The sequence below is a fragment of the Streptomyces sp. NPDC001663 genome (genome assembly GCF_042893105.1).
GTDB lineage: Bacteria > Actinomycetota > Actinomycetes > Streptomycetales > Streptomycetaceae > Streptomyces.
The window spans coordinates 101,008-121,326 of sequence record NZ_JBIAUR010000022.1; the positions used below are offsets into that span (position 1 = coordinate 101,008).

A 20,319-nucleotide genomic window follows, 5' to 3' on the forward strand; every position below is an offset into this window, starting at 1 on the left:
GCCGCGATGCGTCAGTCGTCGGGCGAGGCCCCTTGACCGGCCTCCCGCCAGGCCTCGGTTCGTTCCCGCGCCACGTCGCTCAGCAGCCCGAGGAACACCTTCACCAGCGGGGTCGCGCTCGTGTCGGGCTGGGTCAGCACATGGATCCGTCGGTGCAGATGCGGTCGTGTCAGCCGGCGGTGGGTGGTTCCGGGGACGCGGGTGAGGGCCAGGCGGGAGACCAGCGCCACGCCGCTGCCCGCGCCGACCAGGGCCTGGGCGACGTCGTAGGACTCCGTCTCGAAGCGCACCCTGGGGGTGAAGCCCTCTTCCCTCGCGGCCCTGTCGAACTGTTCCCGGGCGCCGTGGCCGGCCACGATCGTCACCCACGACTCGTCCCGCAGCTGCTCAAGTCGAAGCCCGTCGGCGGCAGTTGACGTGTCGGCCAGCGGATGGTCGGCGGGGAGGACCACGACCAGCGGATCGCGCAGCAACGCGTGCGCGGCGACCTGCGGGGAGAACGCGGGCGGGTCGCTCCACGCCGCGGCGACCGCCAGGTCGAGCCGTCCCGCGACGATCTCCTCCGGGCCGTGCTCGGACACCAGGTCGACGACGGAGACGTCGGCTCCCGGATGACGGTGGCGCAGTGCCACGAGCGCGGGCGGCACCAGGTGCAGGGCAGCCGCCTGGAATGCGCCGACCCGCAGCCGCAGCGACAGGTGCCCGAGCAGCGCGGCCATGTCCGCCGCCGCCTTCGTCACCGTCTCGTCGACAACCCGTCCGTGGGCGGCGAGCAGGGCGCCGGCCTCGGTGAGCCGCGCTCCGCGCGGTCCGCGCACGACGAGGGGCACCTGCCACTGGCGCTCGGCCCGGGCCACCTGCTGTGTCACCGCCGCGGGGGTGAGCCGCAGCACCTCGGCGGCCGCGGTGAGCGACCCGAACTCCTCGATCAGGGCGAGAAGCCGCAGTTGTCCGGGATCCACGAGCATGAACTCATCTTAATGCTGCATGCGTAGACCTTAAATTCCTTTAAATCCCCTTCCGGGACAGGCTGGGTCGTGCACCGCCCCAGACTCCGGAAGGCCGTTCCCTTGCCCACGCACCTCGCCGCGTTCCTGATCACCACATGGCTGCTGACCATGCTGCCCGGGCCCGGTCAAGCCCTCATGATCCGACAGGTCCTGACCGGCGGTCTGCGCACGGCCCGGGGGACCATCCTCGGCACTGCGAGCGGGCTGCTGGTCTGGTCCCTCGCCGCGGCGGCCGGGCTGTCGGCGGTTCTGGTGGCGAGTCCTCGTGCGTACGCGGCCCTGCGGATCGTGGGCGGGATCGTCCTGGTGGTCCTCGGTCTCAGCACGCTGCGCGCCGCGCGTTCGAGCGGGTCCTCACCCGCCGGAGAGAGGGGCGGCAAGGAGCGCACCGGCTTCCGGGGCGGGTACGTCATGGGGCTCGCCACGTCTCTCGGCAATCCCAAGGCGGGCGTCTTCGCCGTGTCGGTGCTGCCGCAGTTCGTCACAGCTTCCGGCCCCGTGTTCCTGTCCAGCACGGCCCTGGGTGCGGTGTGGGCGCTGGTGAACGCCTGCTGGTACCTGCTGTTCACCTGGCTCGTCGACCGGGGGCGGGCCCTGGTCTCCAGGCCGGCCGTACAGCAGAAGCTGAGCGTGGTCACCGGAGTCGTACTGCTGCTGTTGGGTGTGGCTGTCGCGGCGGGTGCCTGATCCGGTCCCGGTGTCGATGGTCAGTGCGACTCGCGAGTCACCTCCGACCCGCTGGAGCCGACGAGGAAGTCCAGGTCTGCGCCGGTGTCGGCCTGCAGGACGTGGTCGACATAGAGGCGTTCCCAGCCGCGGCGGGGGTTGGCGAAGCCGGTGACGGTTGCCTCGCCGGGGGTTCTGCGGGCGAGTTCGTCGGCGGGTACGTCGACGTCGATGCGGCGGGCCTCGACGTCGAGGCTGACGACGTCGCCGGTGCGGACGAGGGCGAGGGGGCCACCGGCCGCGGCCTCCGGGGCCACATGCAGGACCACCGTGCCGTAGGCAGTGCCGCTCATCCGGCCGTCGCAGACGCGGACCATGTCGCGGACGCCCTGTTCGAGCAGCTTCTTCGGCAGCGGCATGTTGGAGACCTCGGGCATGCCCGGGTAGCCCTTGGGACCGCAGCCGCGCAGGACGAGCACCGAGTCGGCGTCGACGTCGAGTTGGGGGTCGTCGATACGGGCGTGGAAGTCCTCGATGGAATCGAAGACCACGGCCCGGCCGCGGTGCTTGAGGAGGTGCGGGGAGGCGGCCGCAGGTTTGATCAGGGCGCCGTCGGGGGCGAGATTGCCGCGCAGGACGGCGATGCCGCCCTCGGCGACCAGCGGCTTGTCCCGTGTGCGGATGACCTCGCCGTCCCAGATCAGGGCGTCGTCGAGGTGGTCGGCCAGAGGCCGGCCGGTGACCGTCAGCGCGTCGGGATCGAGCAGGTCGCGGACCTCGCGCAGCACCGCGAGCAGGCCTCCGGCGCGATGGAGGTCCTCCATCAGGAAGCGGCCGGCGGGCTGGAGGTCCACCAGGACCGGCACGCGCGAGCCGATGCGGTCGAAGTCGTCCAGCGTCAGATCGATGCCCAACCGGCCCGCGATCGCGAGGAGATGGACGACCGCGTTGGTCGAGCCGCCGATCGCCGCCAGCGCCACGATCGCGTTGTGGAAGGAGGCCTTGGTGAGAAAGGTCGCCGGCCGTCGGTCGGCGCCCACCATGTCCACCACCAGCCGGCCGGTGTGCTGCGCGGCCTCCAGCAGCCGGCTGTCGGGGGCCGGCGTCCCGGCCGTACCGGGGACGACCGTGCCCAGCGCCTCGGCCACGAGGGCCATCGTCGAGGCGGTCCCCATGGTGTTGCAGTGCCCGCGGCTGCGGATCATCGCCGACTCGGAGCGGGTGAACTGCTCCTGGGAGAGCGTGCCGGCCCGGACCTCCTCCGACAGCCGCCACACATCGGTGCCGCAGCCCAGCGGTGTGCCACGGAAGGTCCCGGTGAGCATCGGACCGCCGGGCACGACGACCGCGGGCAGGTCCACCGAGGCGGCGGCCATGAGCAGCGACGGGATCGTCTTGTCGCAGCCGCCGAGCAGGACGACGCCGTCGACGGGGTTGGCCCGCAGCATCTCCTCCGTGGCCATCGCCGCCATGTTGCGCCAGAGCATGGCGGTGGGCCGCACGTTCGTCTCGCCGAGCGACACCACGGGCAGGTCCAGCGGGATGCCGCCCGCCTCGTACACGCCGTTGCGCACCGAGGTCGCGACCTCGTCCAGATGTGCGTTGCAGGGGGTCAGGTCGGACGCGGTGTTCGCGATGGCGATCTGCGGCCGCCCCGCGAAGGCATCGCCGGGCACGCCCCGTCGCATCCACGCCCGGTGGATGTAGGCATTGCGGTCCTGACCCGCGTACCAGTGAGCGCTGCGGAGCGTCATCTTCGAGCCCCTTCCGACAATCGGTACGGCGGTCTAGATTCTGGAATCCCATGCAGCATACGGAGACGTACGGCGGACCGACAGACCCCGGCGAGGACGGCCCAACCGGCGCCCGGGGCAGCCGGCTTGTGGGCTCGGACCGGGTGCTCGCGGTCCTCAAGGAGCTCGCGCGGTACCCCGGCGGCGTGGGGCTGGAGGAGCTGACCCGTGTGATCGGCAGCCCCAAGACGACCGTGCACCGGGCCCTCGGTGCGCTGCGCCGGGCCGGTCTGGCCGACCAGGACACCCGCGGCCGCTATGTCCTCGGGGACGAGTTCCTGCGCATGGCCTTCGCGCACCACGAGGCGCGGCCCGACCACGTCCGGGTCCGTCCCGTCCTGGAGGCGCTGGCGCACCGGTTCGGCGAGACCGCGCACTACGCGGTCCTCGACGGCCACGAGGTCGTCTACCGCGCCAAGGTCGATCCGCCGACCGGCGCCGTCCGGCTGACGTCGGCGATCGGCGGCCGCAACCCCGCGCACAGCACGGCCGTGGGAAAGCTGCTGCTCGCACGGGAGTTGGGCACTCTGGAGGAGACCGAGGCATGGATCGGCACCGCACCGCTGGAACGTCGTACGCCCAGGACCTTGTGCACGCCCGCCGACCTGCAGCATGCACTGGAGGTCACCCGCGAACGGGGCTTCGGGGCCGACGACCAGGAGAATGAGACCGGCGTCAACTGCCTTGCCCTGCCCGTGTACTTGACCTCTCCGTCGTCCCCTTCCGGAGCCGTGAGCGTCAGCGCGCTGGCCTACCGGACGCCCCTGCCGACCCTGATCGACGCGCTCGACGAGTTCCGCGCCCTGCTCGGCCCTCTCGGCGAGCCGCACCATTGAACCGCCGCCGGCCCTACTACTGAACCGCCGCTCCGACCGCCCGTCCCGCCGCCCCGTCCGGAGAAAGCAGCCTTCCATGCGCGCATTCGTACTGACCGCCCCCGGCGCGTACGAGGTCCAGGAGCTCCCGGCGCCGGTGGCCGGCCCCGGTGAGGTGGTCGTCGACGTCGAACGGGTCGGTGTGTGCGGCACCGACGTGGAGTTCTTCACCGGCGAGATGGCCTATCTCCACCAGGGACACTCCGCCTACCCGATGCGGCCGGGCCACGAGTGGGCGGGCCGTGTGGCCGCGGTCGGCGAGGGTGTCGATGCCGGCTGGCTCGGCCGCCGGGTCATGGGCGACACGATGCTCGGCTGCGGCAGCTGCCGCCGCTGCCTGCGGGGTCACCAGCACGTGTGCGAGAAGCGACAGGAGGTCGGCATCCGCGGTGCCCGCGCCGGTGCGCTGGCGGAACAACTCGCGGTGCCCGCCTCCTCGTTGCACGCGCTGCCCGACTCGGTCGACGCCGTGCTCGGCGCGCTCGTGGAGCCGGGCGGCAACGCCCTGCGCGCCGCACGGGCCGCCGCGCTGCAGCCGGGCGACCGCACTCTGGTCCTGGGTCCGGGGACGATCGGGCTGCTGGTCGCGATGTTCCTGCGTGCAGCCGGTGCGGAGGTCCACCTGATGGGCTGCACCGAGAGCTCCCTCGCCTTCGCCCGCGGTCTGGGCTTCGACCATGTCTGGGCGGAGGACGCCGTACCGGACCTCCCGTTCGACGCGGTCGTCGACGCCTCGAACGCCTCCCACCTGCCAGGCAGAGCACTGGAGTTGGTCGAGCCGGGCAGCCGCATCGTGTGCATCGGACTGGCGGGCGAGCCCAGCAGGATCGACACCCGCACACTCGCTCTGAAGGACGTCACGGCAGTGGGCGTCCTGTCCGCCTCCCCGGGCCTCGACGCCACCATCCGCGCGTACGCCGCCGGCTCGGTCGACCCCCGCCCACTGGTCGCCGCCACGGTGAGCCTGGACGAGGTCGGCCCCGTGCTCGCGGGCGAGCGACCGACGGACGCCGGGCCCGGACCGAAGATCCACGTGGATCCCCGACTGGCTTGAGCAGGCTCACCCCGGCGTCCGGCCACAGCCTCAGGCGCCGGTCAGGTCGGCCTGTTCCGAGACGATGCGGATGATCAACGGCGAGGGTCACAGCGGCGATCCCACGCCGGAGCGCAAGCGGCAGGAAACCTTGTCGATACGTCCTGACAAACCTATTGACATCACCACTGGGCCGTTTCATAGTACGAGCACCTAGAGCGCGCTAGTAACGCGCTCTAGCAACCTCCCGAACGGCCCACACCCCTGGCTGCCGCAGACAACACCCTCCGCCACACACGGCGTTCCCAAACTGCTCGCCCGGTTCCGCCAGGCCGGACGAGGCCTCTGAACCAAGGCCGAGAACTCCGTTTCCGCCCGACCGCACAGCGAGGTGCAAGGGACTATGCACAGACACCACCGAGCCGCCGCGTTCACCGCCGTCGCCCTGACCGGCGCCCTGCTCGCCACCGCCTGCTCCAGCAGCTCCGGCGGCAAGAAGTCCGAGGAAGGGGACGCCGCCGCCTCCGCCGGCAAGGCCACCACCCCCCGCATGACCGTCGCCATGGTCACCCACGCCTCCCCCGGCGACACCTTCTGGGACCTCATCCGCAAGGGCGCGACGGCCGCCGCCGCCAAGGACAACATCAAACTCGTCTACTCCTCCGACCCCAACGCCGGCAACCAGGCCAACCTGGTCCAAAACGCCATCGACCAGAAGGTCGACGGCATCGCCCTGACCGCCGCCAAACCCACCGCCATGAAGGACGTCATCGCCAAGGCCAAGACCGCCGGCATCCCCGTCGTCGGCTTCAACTCCGGCGTCGGCGACTGGCAGAAACTCGGCATGCTCGAATACTTCGGCCAGGACGAGAACATCGCCGGCCAGGCCTTCGGCCAACGCCTCAACCAGCTCGGCGCCAAGCACGCCCTGTGCGTCATCCAGGAACAGGGCCAGGTCGCCCTCGAATCCCGCTGCGCCGGCCTCAAGAAGGGCTTCACCGGCAAGACCGACATCCTCTACGTCAACGGCACCGACATGCCCAGCGTGAAGTCCACCATCACCGCCAAACTCAAGCAGGACTCCTCCATCGACCAGGTCGCCACCCTCGGCGCCCCCATCGCCCTGACCGCCGTGCAGTCCCTCGCCGACGCCGGCTCCAAGGCCAAGGTCGCCACCTTCGACCTCAACAAGGACCTGGTCAAGGCCGTCCAGAACGGCAGCGTCGAGTTCGCCGTCGACCAGCAGCCCTACCTCCAGGGCTACCTCGCCGTCGACGCCCTGTGGCTGTACAAGACCAACGGCAACTTCAGCGGCGGCTCCACCGCCCCCGTCCTGACCGGCCCCGCCTTCATCACCAAGGACAACGTCGACCAGGTCGCCAAGTTCGCCGCCAAGGGAACCCGGTGATGAGCATGACCCAGCATGCCGAACCGGCGGTGTCCGCACCGCCGGCCCCCGGCCCCAAGGAAAGTGACGGTCGGACCGCCCAACGCCCCCTGGCGTTGCGGCTGTTGGCCAGGCCCGAAGTGGGCGTCTTCCTCGGTGCCGCCGCCGTATACGTGTTCTTCCTGATCGCCGCCCCGCCGGTGCGCGACGGCAGCTCGATGGCCACCGTCCTGTACCAGTCGTCGACCATCGGCATCATGGCGCTGCCGGTCGCCCTGCTGATGATCGGCGGCGAGTTCGACCTCTCGTCCGGCGTCGCCGTCATCACCTCGGCCCTCACCGCGAGCATGCTCGCCTACCAGCTGAGCGTGAACGTCTGGGTCGGCGTGCTCTTCGCGCTCCTGGTGTCGCTGGCAGTCGGCTTCTTCAACGGCTGGATGGTGGTCAAGACCGGACTGCCCAGCTTCCTGGTCACGTTGGGCACCTTCCTGATCCTCCAGGGCGCCAACCTGGCCGTGACCAAGCTGGTCACCGGGAACGTCGCGACGGACGACATCAGTGACATGGACGGCTTCGACCAGGCCAGAAAGGTCTTCGCCTCCAGCTTCGACATCGGCGGCGTCCAGGTGAAGATCACCGTCTTCTACTGGCTGGCCTTCGCGGCACTGGCGACGTGGGTGCTGTTGCGCACCAAGTACGGCAACTGGATCTTCTCCGTCGGCGGCAACAAGGACAGCGCCCGCGCCGTCGGTGTGCCCGTCACGTTCACCAAGATCTCGCTGTTCATGCTGGTCGGCGTCGGCGCCTGGTTCGTCGGCATGCACCAGCTCTTCACCTTCAACACCGTGCAGTCGGGCGAGGGCGTCGGCCAGGAGCTGATCTACATCGCCGCGGCCGTCATCGGCGGCTGTCTCCTCACCGGTGGCTACGGCTCCGCGATCGGCCCGGTCTTCGGCGCCTTCATGTTCGGCATGGTCAACCAGGGCATCGTCTTCGCCGGCTGGAACCCGGACTGGTTCAAGGCCTTCCTCGGCGTGATGCTGCTCGGCGCCGTGCTCATCAATCTGTGGGTCCGCCAGTCGGCGACCCGGAGGTGACCCCATGACATCCACCAACGGAATCGGCACCCACGGCGAGATCCTCGCGGACACCACCCCCGAGACGGACGACGCCCCGATCGTCGAACTGCGCAACGCGGGCAAGGCGTACGGCAACATCCGCGCCCTGCACGGCGTGAGCCTCCAGGTCCGCCCCAGCCAAGTCACCTGTGTGCTGGGCGACAACGGCGCCGGCAAGTCGACGCTGATCAAGATTATTTCGGGGCTGCACCAGCACACCGAGGGCGAGTTCCTCGTCGACAACGCCCCCGTACGCTTCTCCACGCCACGCGAGGCCCTGGACCGCGGTATCGCCACCGTCTACCAGGACCTGGCGACGGTCCCGCTGATGCCGGTGTGGCGCAACTTCTTCCTCGGCTCCGAGATGACCAAGGGCCCCTGGCCGATCCGCCGCCTCGACATCGAGCGGATGAAGAAGACCGCCGACCACGAGCTGCGCGAGATGGGCATCGTCCTCGACGACCTCGAGCAGCCCATCGGCACCCTGTCGGGCGGTCAGCGCCAGTGCGTGGCGATCGCCCGCGCGGTCTACTTCGGCGCCCGGGTGCTGATCCTGGACGAGCCGACCGCGGCGCTGGGTGTGAAGCAGTCGGGTGTGGTGCTGAAGTACATCGCCGCCGCCCGTGACCGGGGCCTGGGCGTCATCTTCATCACCCACAACCCGCACCACGCCTACATGGTCGGCGACCACTTCAGCGTGCTGCGCCTGGGCACCATGGAACTCTCCGCCTCGCGTGACCAGGTCAGCCTCGAGGAGCTGACCAACCACATGGCCGGCGGCACCGAACTCGCCGCCCTCAAGCACGAGTTGTCCCAGGTCCGCGGCGTCGACGTCGAAGAACTCCCCGAAGAGGCCGACCTCACCGCACCCGTGGCGACCAGCGGCGAAGCGGCCTCCTGACGACGGTGGCGGACGGCGCAGCCTGCGCACCCCCCGCCGGGACGCAGGCGCGCCCACCGTCCCAAGACATCGAATCCAGCATTCCATCCAGGAATCTCCAGGTCTCTCAACAGGTCTCTGGAACGAAGGGAAACCAGCGTTATGCCGTTCGAAGTGCTGACCATCGGCCGTGTGGGGGTGGACGTGTATCCGCTCCAGACGGGTGTGGGGCTGGCGGAGGTCACCTCGTTCGGCAAGTACCTGGGCGGCAGCCCGACGAACGTGGCGGTGGCCGCCGCCCGCTACGGGCATTCCGCGGCCGTGATCACCAAGACCGGGCGGGACCCGTTCGGCGACTTCGTCCGCACCGCGCTGGCGGGCTACAAGGTCGATGCCCGGTTCGTGGGCGTCTCGGATGTCGCGCCGACACCGGTGACGTTCTGCGAGATCTTCCCGCCGGACGACTTCCCGCTGTACTTCTACCGCCTGCCCAAGGCACCCGACCTGGACATCAGCGCGGGCGAGCTGGACCTGGACGCGGTGCGGGACGCGGCGATCTTCTGGTTCACGGGCACCGGGCTGAGCGAGGAGCCGAGCCGCTCGGCCACCCTGGCGGCGCTGGCGCACCGAGCCGAGGCGGGCACGACGGTCTTCGACCTGGACTGGCGGCCGATGTTCTGGGCCGACGGCCCGGACCGGGCCCGGTCGTACTACGCCGAGGCCCTGCGCCATACGACGGTGGCGGTCGGCAATCTCGACGAGTGCGAGGTCGCCACCGGCGAGCGCGAGCCGTACGCGGCCGCCAAGGCGCTGCTGGCCGCCGGGGTGCAGCTGGCCGTGGTCAAGCAGGGCCCCCGCGGGGTGCTGGCCATGGACCGCGACGGTGCGGTCGCCGAGGTGCCGCCGGTGCCGGTGGACGTGGTCAACGGGCTGGGTGCGGGGGACGCGTTCGGCGGGGCACTGTGCCACGGCCTGCTGGCCGGCTGGGACACCCGCCGCACCGTGGCCTTCGCCAACGCCGCCGGCGCCATCGTCGCCGGACGGCTGGCCTGCTCCGACGCCATGCCCACCCAGACCGAGGTCGAAGCCAAGCTGCGCCAAGCCGCTCTCGCACCCACCACTGACGGAAAGGCGTGACGCCGTGCTGTCCGACAACCTGAGCCGGATCGTGAACGCCCGGGTGACCGACCCCGGCGCCATCGCGGCCGCCGCCACCCGCCGGGTGAAGGCGACCTCGCTGCTCGGCGAGCACGGCAAAGCCATGATCATCGCCGCCGACCATCCCGCCCGCGGCGCCAACGGCATCGGCACCGACCCCACCGCCATGGCCGACCGCGCCCGCCTCCTCGACCGCCTGTGCACCGCCCTGGACCGGCCCGGCGTCACCGGCGTGCTGGCCACCGCCGACATCCTCGAGGACCTGCTGCTGCTCGGCGTCCTGGACGGCAAGAGCGTCTTCGGCTCCATGAACCGGGCCGGCCTGGCCGGGTCGGTGTTCGAGATCGACGACCGGTTCACCGGCTACGACGCCCACACGATCGCCGCGATGGGCTTCGACGGCGGCAAGATGCTCACCCGCATCGCCCTCGACGACCCCGCCACCCCGGCCGTCCTGGAGAACACCGCCCGCGCCATCGACGAGCTGAACGACCGTCAACTCGTCGCAATGGTCGAACCGTTCCTGTCCACCTGGCAGGACGGGAAGATCCGCAACGACCTGTCCACCGACGCGGTGATCAAGTCCATCACCATCGCCTCCGGACTGGGCCGGCGCACCGCCTACACCTGGCTGAAGCTGCCCGTCGTCGACGACATGGAGCGGGTGCTGGCCTCCTCCACCCTGCCCGCGCTGCTGCTGGGCGGCGAGGTCAAGGACCCGGACAAGGCTTTCGCATCCTGGGGCAAGGCGCTCAAGCAGCCCACCGCGCAGGGCCTGGTGGTCGGGCGTTCGCTGCTCTACCCCTCCAGCGGCGACGTCGCCGGTGCGGTGGACCGGGCGGTGAGCCTGCTGTGAGCAAGTACCACCTGCCCGCGGGGACTTCCGCCGACGGCCCCTATGACCTCCTGGTCACGCCGGAATCGGCGGGCTGGGGATACTCCGGCCTGAGGATCCTGACCCTCAAGCCGGGCGAGGCACACGCCCTGTCCACCGAAGACTCCGAGTTCCTGGTCCTGCCGCTGACGGGCTCCTGCACCGTCACCACGGACGGCAGCGTCTTCGAACTCACCGGCCGGACAGGCGTGTTCGCCTCGGTCACCGACTTCGCCTACCTCCCCCGCGAGTCGGAGGCCCTGATCAGCAGCGCGGCCGGCGGCCGGTTCGCACTGCCCAGCGCCCGTACCGGGCGGAGCTCACTCTCCGCCCGGTACGGGTCCAAGGAGGACGTGCCCGTCGAGCTGCGCGGTGCCGGGGCCTGCTCACGGCAGGTCAACAACTACTGCCTGCCGGGCACCTTCGAGGCCGAGCAGCTGCTGGTCTGCGAGGTCCTCACACCCGGCGGCAACTGGTCGTCGTATCCCCCGCACAAGCACGACCAGGCCCGCACGGACGACGACGGCAATCCGGTCGAGTCGGAGCTGGAGGAGATCTACTACTTCGAGGTCTCCGGCGGCGAGAACGGCTTCGGCTACCAGCGGGTCTACGGCACCGAAGAGCGGCCGATCGATGTGCTGGCCGAGGTGCGTTCCGGGGACACGGTGCTGATCCCGCACGGCTGGCACGGCCCGTCCATCGCCGCGCCCGGCTACGACCTGTACTACCTCAACGTCATGGCCGGCCCGGGCCAGGACCGTGCCTGGCTGATCTGCGACGAGCCCGCCCACGGCTGGGTGCGTTCGACCTGGGACGCCCAGGACGTCGACGACCGGCTTCCCTTCGAAGGACTCAACGAGCGATGAACACCGTCCGACTGACCACCGCCCAGGCCCTGGTGCGTTTCCTGGCCAACCAGTACAGCGAGCGCGACGGCCAGGAGCAGCGCCTCATCCCCGGCGTGTGGGGCATCTTCGGCCACGGCAACGTGGCCGGCATCGGCCAGGCCCTCCTCCAGGCGGCGGTGACCCGCGAGGCCGACCTGCCCTACTACCTCGCCCGCAACGAACAGGGCATGGTCCACGCCTCCGTCGCCTACGCCAAGATGCGCGACCGGCTGGCCGCCTTCGCCTGCACCGCCTCCACCGGCCCCGGCTCCACCAACATGATCACCGGCGCCGCCCTGGCCACCACCAACCGGATCCCGGTCCTGCTGCTGCCCTCCGACATGTTCGCCACCCGCGCCGCCGACCCCGTCCTGCAACAACTGGAGGACACCCGCGGCGGCGACGTCACCGTCAACGACGCCTTCCGCGCCGTATCCAAATACTTCGACCGCATCTCGCGGCCCGAACAGCTCATCCCCGCCGCGCTGGCCGCGATGCGGGTGCTCACCGACCCGGTCGAGACCGGCGCGGTGACCCTGGCACTCCCCCAGGACGTGCAGGCCGAGGCCCACGACTGGCCGCTGGACTTCTTCCGCCGCCGGGTCTGGCACGTCGGCCGCCCCATCCCCGAGCCGGCCGCCGTCGAACGCGCCGCCCGCCTACTGCGCACCGCGAAGAAGCCGCTGATCGTGGCCGGCGGCGGCGCCGTCTACTCCGGTGCCGAGACCGTGCTGCGCGCGTTCGCCGAAGCCACCGGCATCCCGGTCGCCGACACCCACGCCGGCAAGGGCGCCGTCCCCTGGGACCACCCCTACGCCGCTGGCGGCATCGGATCGACGGGGTCGTACGCGGCGAACGAACTGGCGCGTGAGGCTGACGTCGTCGTGGGTATCGGCACGCGGTACTCGGACTTCACCACCGCCAGTCACACCGTCTTCGGCAACCCCGACGTCACGTTCGTCAACCTCAACGTGGCCCGCCTGGACGCCGTCAAGCACTCCGCCGAACCCCTGGTCGCCGACGCCCGCCTCGGCATCCAGGCCCTCGCCGGAGCCCTCACGGACTGGGAAGTGGAGCCGGAGTACCGGGACCGTACGCGTCAGCTCATCGCCCGGACCCGGGAGATCGAGGAGGAGTGCTTCGCCCCCGACCGCAACACCGGTGATCTGCCCGCCCAGACGCAGATCCTCGGCGCCCTCAACGAGAGCCTCGATGACCGCGCCGTGGTCATCAACGCCGCGGGGTCGATGCCGGGTGACCTGCAGCAGCTGTGGCGGGCCAGGGATGCGAAGGCCTACCACGTGGAGTACGCCTACTCCTGCATGGGCTACGAGGTCGCCGCCGGCCTCGGCGCCAAGATGGCCGACCCCACGCGGGAGGTCGTCGTCCTCGTCGGTGACGGCTCGTATCTGATGATGGCCCAGGAGATCGTGACCATGGTCTCCGAAGGCCTCAAGGTCATCATCGTCCTGGTCCAGAACCACGGCTTCGCCTCCATCGGTTCGCTGTCGGAAGCGCTCGGCTCGCAGCGCTTCGGCACCAAGTACCGCTACCGCGACGACACCTCGGGCCGGCTCGACGGCGACGTCCTCCCGGTCGACCTCGCCGCCAACGCCTCCTCGCTGGGCGCGGACGTCCTGCACGCCACGTCCGTGGAGGAGTTCCGGGCGGCGATGGAGAAGGCCAAGGCCGCCACCCGCACCACCGTCGTCCACGTCGAAACCGATCTCTACGGGCCCAACCCGCCCGGCCACGGCTGGTGGGACGTCCCGGTCAGCGAAGTCTCCGCCCTGGAGACCACCCGCACCGCCCACGAGACCTACGCCGCGAACAAGCGCGCCCAACGGCACTACCTGTAACTCCCGTCCCCGCAAAGGAAACCCGCACCGTGACCACCATCCAGCACTGGATCAACGGCTCCCCCACCCAGGGCACCGCCACCGCCACCCAGCCGGTGTTCAACCCGGCCACCGGCGCCGCACAGGCCCAGGTCGTCCTCGGTGGCGCCCCCGACATCGACACCGCCGTCACCGCCGCCACCGCCGCCTTCGCGACCTGGTCGGAGTCCTCCCTGACCCAGCGCACCCAGGTCATGTTCAACCTCCGCCAACTCCTCCTCGAGCACGAGGAGGAGCTGGGCCGGATCATCTCCGCCGAGCACGGCAAGACCGTCGACGACGCCCGCGGCGAGATCACCCGGGGCCGCGAGGTCGTCGAATACGCCTGCGGCCTCGGCGACATCCTCAAGGGCAGCTTCTCCGACCAGGTCTCCCGCGGCATCGACGTGCACAACTTCCGCCAGCCCCTGGGAGTTGTCGCGGGCATCACCCCGTTCAACTTCCCCGCGATGGTGCCGCTGTGGATGCACCCCATCGCCATCGCCACCGGCAACACCTTCATCCTGAAGCCGAGTGAGCGCGACCCGTCGGCCGCGAACTTCGTCGCCGAGCTGTACCAGCGCGCAGGCCTGCCCGACGGCGTCTTCAACGTCGTCCACGGCGGCAAGGACGCGGTCGACGCGATCCTCACCCACCCCGGCATCCAGGCGGTCTCCTTCGTCGGGTCGACTCCGATCGCCAAGTACGTGCACGAGCAGGCCACCGCGCACGGCAAGCGCGTCCAGGCCCTCGGCGGCGCCAAGAACCACGCCGTCGTCCTCCCGGACGCCGACCTCGAATTCGCCGCCAACCACATCACCGCCGGCGCCTACGGCTCCGCCGGCGAGCGCTGCATGGCGGTATCGGTAGCGGTCGCCGTCGGCGACGCGGCCGACGGACTCGTCGAGGTCCTGGAGCGCAAGGCCCGCGAGGTGAAGGTCGGCCCCGGTGACCAGCCCGGCACCGACATGGGTCCCCTGGTCACCAAGACCGCCCAGGAACGCGTCGAGAACGCCGTCGGTACCGCCGCCATGCAGGGTGCCACCGTCGTCGTCGACGGCCGCGGCCTCAAGGTCGACGGTCACGAGGACGGCTTCTTCACCGGCCCCTCCCTCCTGGACCACGTCACCACCGCCATGGACGCCTACCAGGAAGAACTCTTCGGCCCCGTCCTGGCCGTCGTCCGCGCCGAATCCCTGGACGCCGCGATAGCGCTGATCAACGCCAACCCCTACGGCAACGGCACCGCCCTGTTCACCGCCTCCGGCGAAGCCGCCCGCCGCTTCCAGCGCCACATCAACATCGGCATGATCGGCATCAACGTCCCCGTCCCGGTCCCCATGTCCTACTACTCCTTCGGCGGCTGGAAGGACTCCCTCATCGGCGACTCCCCCATCCACGGCCCCGAAGGCATCCGCTTCTACACCCGCCCCAAGGTCGTCACCACCCGCTGGCCGCACCAGACCCACCACATCACCGCCGGCTTCAACTTCCCCACCTCCAGCTGACGGCTCCCCGTCCCTCCCCGCAAGGACTCACCATGGCAATGGCGCCATCCCCCCTCCGGACCACCGCCGGCAACCTCTGCCTCGGCTCCGCCCCCGACTCCTGGGGCGTCTGGTTCCCCGAGGACGAGCAGCAGGTGTCCTACACCCGCTTCCTCGACGAACTCGCCCAGGCCGGCTACCAGTGGCTGGAGCTCGGCCCCTACGGCTACCTCCCCACCGACCCGCAACGCCTCAAGGACGAACTCGACGCCCGCGGCCTGCAGGTCTCCGGCGGCACCGCGTTCGGCGCCCTGCACCGCCCCGAGGCCTGGGACGACATGCTCGCCCACGTCCGCCAGGTCGCCACCCTCACCGCCGCCACCGGCGCCCACCACCTCGTCCTCATCCCGCCCATGTACCGCGACGAGAAGACCGGCACCCACACCGAGCCACCGGAACTGACCGCCACCCAATGGGCCGGCTTCGGCCGCGCCGCCGACCGCCTCGGCCGCCTCCTCCTCGACGACTACGACATCCGCCTGGTCCTCCACCCGCACGCCGACAGCCACATCCAGACCCAGCCCGAGATCGAACGCCTCCTCAACGAGTCCGACCCCCGCTACACCAACCTCTGCCTGGACACCGGCCACGTCGCCTACGGCGGCGGCGACAACCTCGACCTCATCCGCCGCTTCGGCGAACGCGTCGGCTACGTCCACATCAAACAGATGGACCCCACCGTCCTGGCCCAGGTCACCGCCGAAAACCTCTCCTTCGGCGAGGCCGTCAAACGCGGCGTCTGCGTCTCCCCGCCCGCCGGCGTCCCCAACCCCGCCGACATCGTCACCGCACTCACCACCCTCGACGCCGAGCTGTTCGTCATCGTCGAACAAGACCTCTACCCCTGCGCCCCCGAAGTCCCCCTGCCCATCGCCATCAGCACCCGCCAACACCTCGCAGAACACGGCCTGACGGGCACCCGACGCCCCAACACCCCCCGATAGAAGTCGGTCCGCGGAGGAGAGAGCATGGGTGAGCTCGGCATGAGCACCATTCGCGTAGGAGTGATCGGCGCCGGAAACATGGGCGCCGACCACGTGAACACCATGCACCGCCATGTCTCCGGCGCCGTGGTCACCGTAGTCGCCGACATCGACCACGAGCGCGCCTCCGCGGTCGTCGGCGCCCTGCCCGACACGCGCGCCACCAGCGATCCGTACGCCCTGATCACCGCCCCGGACGTCGACGCCGTCGTCATCGCCTCCCACGACACCACCCACGCCGATCTCTCCCTCGCAGCCGTACAGGCCGGAAAGCCCGTGCTCTGCGAGAAGCCCCTCGCCCCCACGCTCGACGAATGCGTCCGCGTCGTACGGGAGGAACAGCGGGCCGGCGGAGGACTGATCTCGCTCGGCTTCATGCGGCGCTTCGACCCGGCGTACGTGGAGCTGAAGGAAGCCCTGGCCGCCGGTGTCTGTGGTGCGTCGCTGCTGTTGCACTGTGTCAGCCGAGGGGTCTCCTCCGCGCCCGGGGCCACCGACGAGTTCAGCATCACCGGGTCGGCCATCCACGAGTTCGACACCGTGCCCTGGTTGCTCAACTCACCGATCACCGAGGTCAGTTGGCATGCGCCCCGCGCCACGACCGCGGCGACGGGTCTGCAGGATCCGCAGCTCATGCTGCTGCGCACCGCCGACGGCGCGCTGACCACTCTCGAGGTGTTCCTCAACGCGGGCTACGGCTACGACGTCCGCTGCGAGGTCGCAGGCGAGCGTGGCACGCTGGCCCTCGCCAACCCCGCCCGCCTGGTCACCGATTCGGCGCGTGCCCGCTCCGTCGGTTACCCGGCCGACTGGCGCCCCCGCTTCGCCGACGCCTATCGCCTCGAACTCCAGGCGTGGATCGACGCGTTGGCCACCGGGAGTCCGTCGCCCCTGGCCACGGCACACGACGGCCTGGTGGCGGGCGCGGTGGCCGAGGCCGTCATCTCGTCCATGAAGAACGGCGGCCGTACCGTCGCGGTCCAGGTCCCGGAGGTCTGAGCATGTCCGCATTCCCCGCCTCCCTGCCCGCCCCGCGCACCCCGGACCCGATGGACGCTCCCGCACTGCGCTGGGGCGTTCTCGGCACCGGCTGGATCGCCGAACGCTTCGTACGCTCCGTGCAGCGCCACACCCGGCAGCGTTTCACGGCCGTGGCCTCCCGCGACGCCGCTCGCGCCAAGCACTTCGCGGACCGTCACAGCATCCCGAACTCCTATGGTTCTTATGAGGAGTTGGCTTCAGCGGCAGACGTGGACGTCGTCTACGTCGCCACCGAGCACACCGCCCACTTCGACTGTGCCCGGACGGCGCTCGAGGCGGGCAAGCACACGCTGGTGGAGAAGCCGCTCGCCCTGAACGCCGTCCAGGCCGCGCAGATCGCCCAACTCGCTGCGGACCGCGGCCTGTTCTGCGCGGAGGCCCTGTGGACCTTCTTCCTTCCCAGGTTCGACGTCGTCCGGCAGATCCTCGACTCCGGCGTCCTCGGCGACATCCGCACCGTACTGGCGGAATTCGGCGAGCACTTCAGCGCCGGCCACCGCATCCTCCGGCCCGACCTGGCCGGTGGCCCCCTCCTCGACCTCGGCACCTATCCCCTGTCCCTGGCCACGTGGATCCTCGGCGCCCCGGTCGAGGTGCTGGCCTCCGCCCAGCCACACCCCGCGGGCGTCAACGGCCAGGCCGCCGCCCTCCTCCGTTACGCCGACGGCAATCAGGGCGTCGTCCACACCACGCTCTTCAGCGACACTCCCACCACGGCCACGATCGCCGGCACCCACGCCACGCTGAGCCTGCCGGGCCCGTTCTACCAGCCCGGCGACATCGTCCTCACGTTGGCGGGCAGCAGCACGCAACTGACGTACACCGAACCGCACATCGCACACGACGCCCTGCACTACGAGGCCGCGGAGGTGGCCCGGTGCATCGTCGCCGGCCGGCTCCAGTCCCCGCTCCGTCCGCTGGAGGAGTCGGTGACCACGCTTCGGGTGATGGACGAGATCCGGCGGCAGTGCGGCATCGTCTTCCCCGGAGAGACGGAACAGCACCTTCGTACTGCTGCCGCTTCTGCCTGAGATGTGACCGGCATCACCGCACACTTCCATGCATCCGCTTGTTCCAAATTTGAAGCACAGGGTATCGTCCAAGCATCCGGTCCGGTTCAAATTTGAACCCTGCCACGACACTTGCCCCGTCCTCCAGGAGCAGCCATGGATACCACCACCCTTTCCGCAGGCCACACCCCTCTCGACGGCGCTTCGGTACGCACTCGCGTGACCATCCCGCTGCGCTTCGCCGACGGCTACGAGGTCACCGCCGAGGCCGTCACCTTCCGCGGTCTGGCCGACGGCGGGGAACATGTGGCACTCGTCCTGGGCGACCCGAGCGCATCCCCGGCACCGCTGGTGCGACTGCACTCCGAGTGCCTGACCGGCGACGTGTTCGGCTCGGCGCGCTGCGACTGCGGTCCGCAGCTGCGCGAGGCCGTGCAGCGCATCGCCGAGACCGGCGGCGTCCTGCTCTACCTCCGTCAGGAGGGCCGCGGCATCGGCCTCTACAACAAGCTGGACGCCTACGCCCTGCAGGACGCGGGCCTGGACACCTACGAAGCCAACACCGCCCTCGGCCTGCCCGAGGACGGCCGCGACTACACCGCCGCCGCCCAGATGCTCACCGCCCTCGGCGTCACCGAGCTGGACCTGCTCACCAACAACCCTGACAAGGCACGGCAGTTGAGGGACCTGGGGGTCGCGGTGCGCTTCGTCCGTCCCACCGGCGTGTTCGCCACCGACAGCAACGTCCGCTATCTGCACGCCAAGGCCGAGCACACCCACCACACGATCGAGCTGCCCGCAACCGCCGCTCTCACCGCGCTCGCGGGCTGACCCGCCCGGTCGCACCCCGCCCGCCCACTTTCATCGGAGTCCTTCCATGCCCACCTCCCTCGGCCGCGCCGCCACCGACGCCGCCCCGCGCTACGCCAAGCAGGTCGCCTCGCACTTCGGCCGGAAGATCCCCGTCGGGGAGACGCCGGACGGCGGCCACCGCCTCACCTTCCAGGCGACCGATGTCGTACTGCAGCCCGCGGACGACCACCTCCTGATCCGGGTCACGGCACCCGACGCGTCCGCCCTCACCGCCATCCAGGACGTCATCGGCAGTCATCTCGAACGCTTCGGCCGCCGCAACGAGCTGACCGTCACCTGGGACGAGCCGTCCGCCGACTGACCCCGAGATCCGGACACGTAGCGAGCTGTTGCACGTGAAGAGAGGTAACGCCATGAAGGCTGTCGTCATCACCGGATTCGGAGCCGAGCCGCAGCTCACCGAGTTGCCCGTACCGCAGCCGGGTCCGGGTGAGGTGCTGGTGCGGCTGCACGCGGCCGCGCTCAATCCCTTCGACTGGAAAGTCGCCGACGGCGCCCTGAAGGACGTCGCCGAGCACTCCTTCCCCCTTGTCATGGGCTCGGACGGCGCCGGTGTGGTCGAGAGCATCGGCGACGGTGTCAATCGTTTCAGGCCCGGCGACACCGTCTACGGGCAGTTCATGAGCGTCCAGCACGGGCGAGGCTCCTACGCCGAGTACGTCCTGGCCACCGAGGACGGCAAGATCGCCCGCATGCCCGACAGCCTGCCGTTCGCCGTCGCCGCGGCCCTGCCCACCGCCGGTGCGACCGCCTACCAGGCCATCGAGGCGGCCCGGCTCGACACCGGGCACGTCATCCTCATCAACGGGGCCTCGGGGGGCGTGGGGCAGTCCGCCGTCCAGTTCGCCGCTCTGCAGGGGGCCCGGGTGCTGGCCACCGCGACCGCCGACATCGCCGGCCACCTCCGCGAACTGGGCGCGCACGAGACCGTCGACTTCACCACGGCTCCCACCGCAGAACAGGTCCTGGCCGCACACCCCGAGGGCATCGACGCCGTCCTCGACCTGGTCACCCACCCCGGCGACGACATCGGCGCCCTGGCAGGCCTGCTGAAGCCGGGCGGCATCTTCGTCAGCACCAACCACGCCGCCGACCCCGAGGCCCTGGCCGCCCGGGAGATCCGCGGGGTGAACCTCTCCAACAACCCCACTCGGGCGGAACTGGAAGCCCTCGCCGACCTCACCGCCGCCGGAAAGCTCCGCGTCACGATCAACACCGAGGTCCCGCTGGCCGACGCTCCGGCCACGGTGACCCGCGCCCGCACCGGACCGGCCCGCGGCAAGACGGTCATCCTCCTCTGACCGACG

The 20,319-nt window shown here is 70.4% G+C and carries 19 protein-coding genes; 17 read left to right on the forward strand and 2 right to left on the reverse strand.

The genetic code is table 11. The features are described from left to right. Positions 1-11: 11 nt before the first annotated feature. Entirely contained in the window at positions 12-968 is a 957-nt protein-coding gene (locus ACFY1L_RS47510; protein WP_388840263.1) for a LysR family transcriptional regulator, read from the reverse strand. A 102-nt stretch (positions 969-1,070) separates the two neighbouring features. Between ACFY1L_RS47510 and ACFY1L_RS47515 the strand changes: the two genes are divergently transcribed. Then, positions 1,071-1,697, forward strand: coding sequence for a LysE family translocator (locus ACFY1L_RS47515; RefSeq protein WP_388840266.1), 627 nt, complete (start codon positions 1,071-1,073; stop codon positions 1,695-1,697). A gap of 20 nt (positions 1,698-1,717) precedes the next feature. Here ACFY1L_RS47515 and ACFY1L_RS47520 read toward each other — a convergent pair whose 3' ends face one another. Continuing rightward, a complete protein-coding gene (locus tag ACFY1L_RS47520) occupies positions 1,718-3,430 on the reverse strand; it encodes an IlvD/Edd family dehydratase (RefSeq protein WP_388840269.1) in 1,713 nt (570 codons plus the stop codon). A gap of 50 nt (positions 3,431-3,480) precedes the next feature. On the opposite strand from ACFY1L_RS47520, the gene ACFY1L_RS47525 reads away from it, so the two are divergent. From ACFY1L_RS47525 to ACFY1L_RS47600, 16 genes are all read left to right on the forward strand, one after another. Then, complete coding sequence (locus ACFY1L_RS47525) at positions 3,481-4,305, forward strand: IclR family transcriptional regulator (RefSeq protein ID WP_388840272.1); 825 nt, start codon at positions 3,481-3,483, stop codon at positions 4,303-4,305. A gap of 76 nt (positions 4,306-4,381) precedes the next feature. Beyond that, the gene (locus ACFY1L_RS47530; protein ID WP_388840275.1) at positions 4,382-5,398 is read left to right on the forward strand and encodes a zinc-binding dehydrogenase; all 1,017 of its coding nucleotides are present in this window, start codon (positions 4,382-4,384) and stop codon (positions 5,396-5,398) included. A 382-nt stretch (positions 5,399-5,780) separates the two neighbouring features. Then, entirely contained in the window at positions 5,781-6,785 is a 1,005-nt protein-coding gene (locus tag ACFY1L_RS47535) for a substrate-binding domain-containing protein (protein ID WP_388840278.1), read from the forward strand. Further along, positions 6,785-7,861: an ABC transporter permease gene (locus ACFY1L_RS47540; RefSeq protein WP_388840282.1), complete on the forward strand. Its 1,077-nt coding sequence runs from the start codon at positions 6,785-6,787 to the stop codon at positions 7,859-7,861. Before ACFY1L_RS47535 ends, ACFY1L_RS47540 begins: the two co-directional genes overlap by 1 nt. Positions 7,862-7,865: 4 nt before the next feature. Then, positions 7,866-8,783: an ATP-binding cassette domain-containing protein gene (locus ACFY1L_RS47545; protein ID WP_388840285.1), complete on the forward strand. Its 918-nt coding sequence runs from the start codon at positions 7,866-7,868 to the stop codon at positions 8,781-8,783. Positions 8,784-8,924: 141 nt separating this feature from the next. Then, positions 8,925-9,899 carry a 5-dehydro-2-deoxygluconokinase gene (gene iolC, locus ACFY1L_RS47550; RefSeq protein WP_388840288.1) on the forward strand — a complete coding sequence of 325 codons (975 nt, stop codon included), beginning with the start codon at positions 8,925-8,927 and terminating at the stop codon, positions 9,897-9,899. A gap of 4 nt (positions 9,900-9,903) precedes the next feature. Next, positions 9,904-10,776, forward strand: coding sequence for an aldolase (locus tag ACFY1L_RS47555; RefSeq protein ID WP_388840292.1), 873 nt, complete (start codon positions 9,904-9,906; stop codon positions 10,774-10,776). Beyond that, positions 10,773-11,660: a 5-deoxy-glucuronate isomerase gene (gene iolB / locus ACFY1L_RS47560; RefSeq protein ID WP_388840294.1), complete on the forward strand. Its 888-nt coding sequence runs from the start codon at positions 10,773-10,775 to the stop codon at positions 11,658-11,660. Before ACFY1L_RS47555 ends, iolB begins: the two co-directional genes overlap by 4 nt. Then, the gene (gene iolD / locus ACFY1L_RS47565; RefSeq protein ID WP_388840297.1) at positions 11,657-13,540 is read left to right on the forward strand and encodes a 3D-(3,5/4)-trihydroxycyclohexane-1,2-dione acylhydrolase (decyclizing); all 1,884 of its coding nucleotides are present in this window, start codon (positions 11,657-11,659) and stop codon (positions 13,538-13,540) included. The genes iolB and iolD overlap by 4 nt, the downstream gene beginning before the upstream one ends. 29 nt (positions 13,541-13,569) lie before the next feature. Beyond that, positions 13,570-15,066 carry a CoA-acylating methylmalonate-semialdehyde dehydrogenase gene (locus ACFY1L_RS47570; RefSeq protein ID WP_388840301.1) on the forward strand — a complete coding sequence of 499 codons (1,497 nt, stop codon included), beginning with the start codon at positions 13,570-13,572 and terminating at the stop codon, positions 15,064-15,066. 32 nt (positions 15,067-15,098) lie between these two features. Then, positions 15,099-16,049 carry a TIM barrel protein gene (locus ACFY1L_RS47575; protein WP_388840304.1) on the forward strand — a complete coding sequence of 317 codons (951 nt, stop codon included), beginning with the start codon at positions 15,099-15,101 and terminating at the stop codon, positions 16,047-16,049. 24 nt (positions 16,050-16,073) lie between these two features. Continuing rightward, positions 16,074-17,087, forward strand: coding sequence for a Gfo/Idh/MocA family oxidoreductase (locus ACFY1L_RS47580; protein ID WP_388840307.1), 1,014 nt, complete (start codon positions 16,074-16,076; stop codon positions 17,085-17,087). 2 nt (positions 17,088-17,089) lie between these two features. Further along, entirely contained in the window at positions 17,090-18,160 is a 1,071-nt protein-coding gene (locus ACFY1L_RS47585; protein ID WP_388840309.1) for a Gfo/Idh/MocA family protein, read from the forward strand. Positions 18,161-18,295: 135 nt separating this feature from the next. Next, positions 18,296-18,970, forward strand: coding sequence for a GTP cyclohydrolase II (gene ribA, locus ACFY1L_RS47590; RefSeq protein WP_388840312.1), 675 nt, complete (start codon positions 18,296-18,298; stop codon positions 18,968-18,970). 46 nt (positions 18,971-19,016) lie between these two features. Further along, entirely contained in the window at positions 19,017-19,313 is a 297-nt protein-coding gene (locus ACFY1L_RS47595; RefSeq protein ID WP_388840315.1) for a DUF2218 domain-containing protein, read from the forward strand. A 52-nt stretch (positions 19,314-19,365) separates the two neighbouring features. Beyond that, positions 19,366-20,313 carry an NADP-dependent oxidoreductase gene (locus ACFY1L_RS47600; protein ID WP_388840318.1) on the forward strand — a complete coding sequence of 316 codons (948 nt, stop codon included), beginning with the start codon at positions 19,366-19,368 and terminating at the stop codon, positions 20,311-20,313. Positions 20,314-20,319 lie beyond the last annotated feature (6 nt).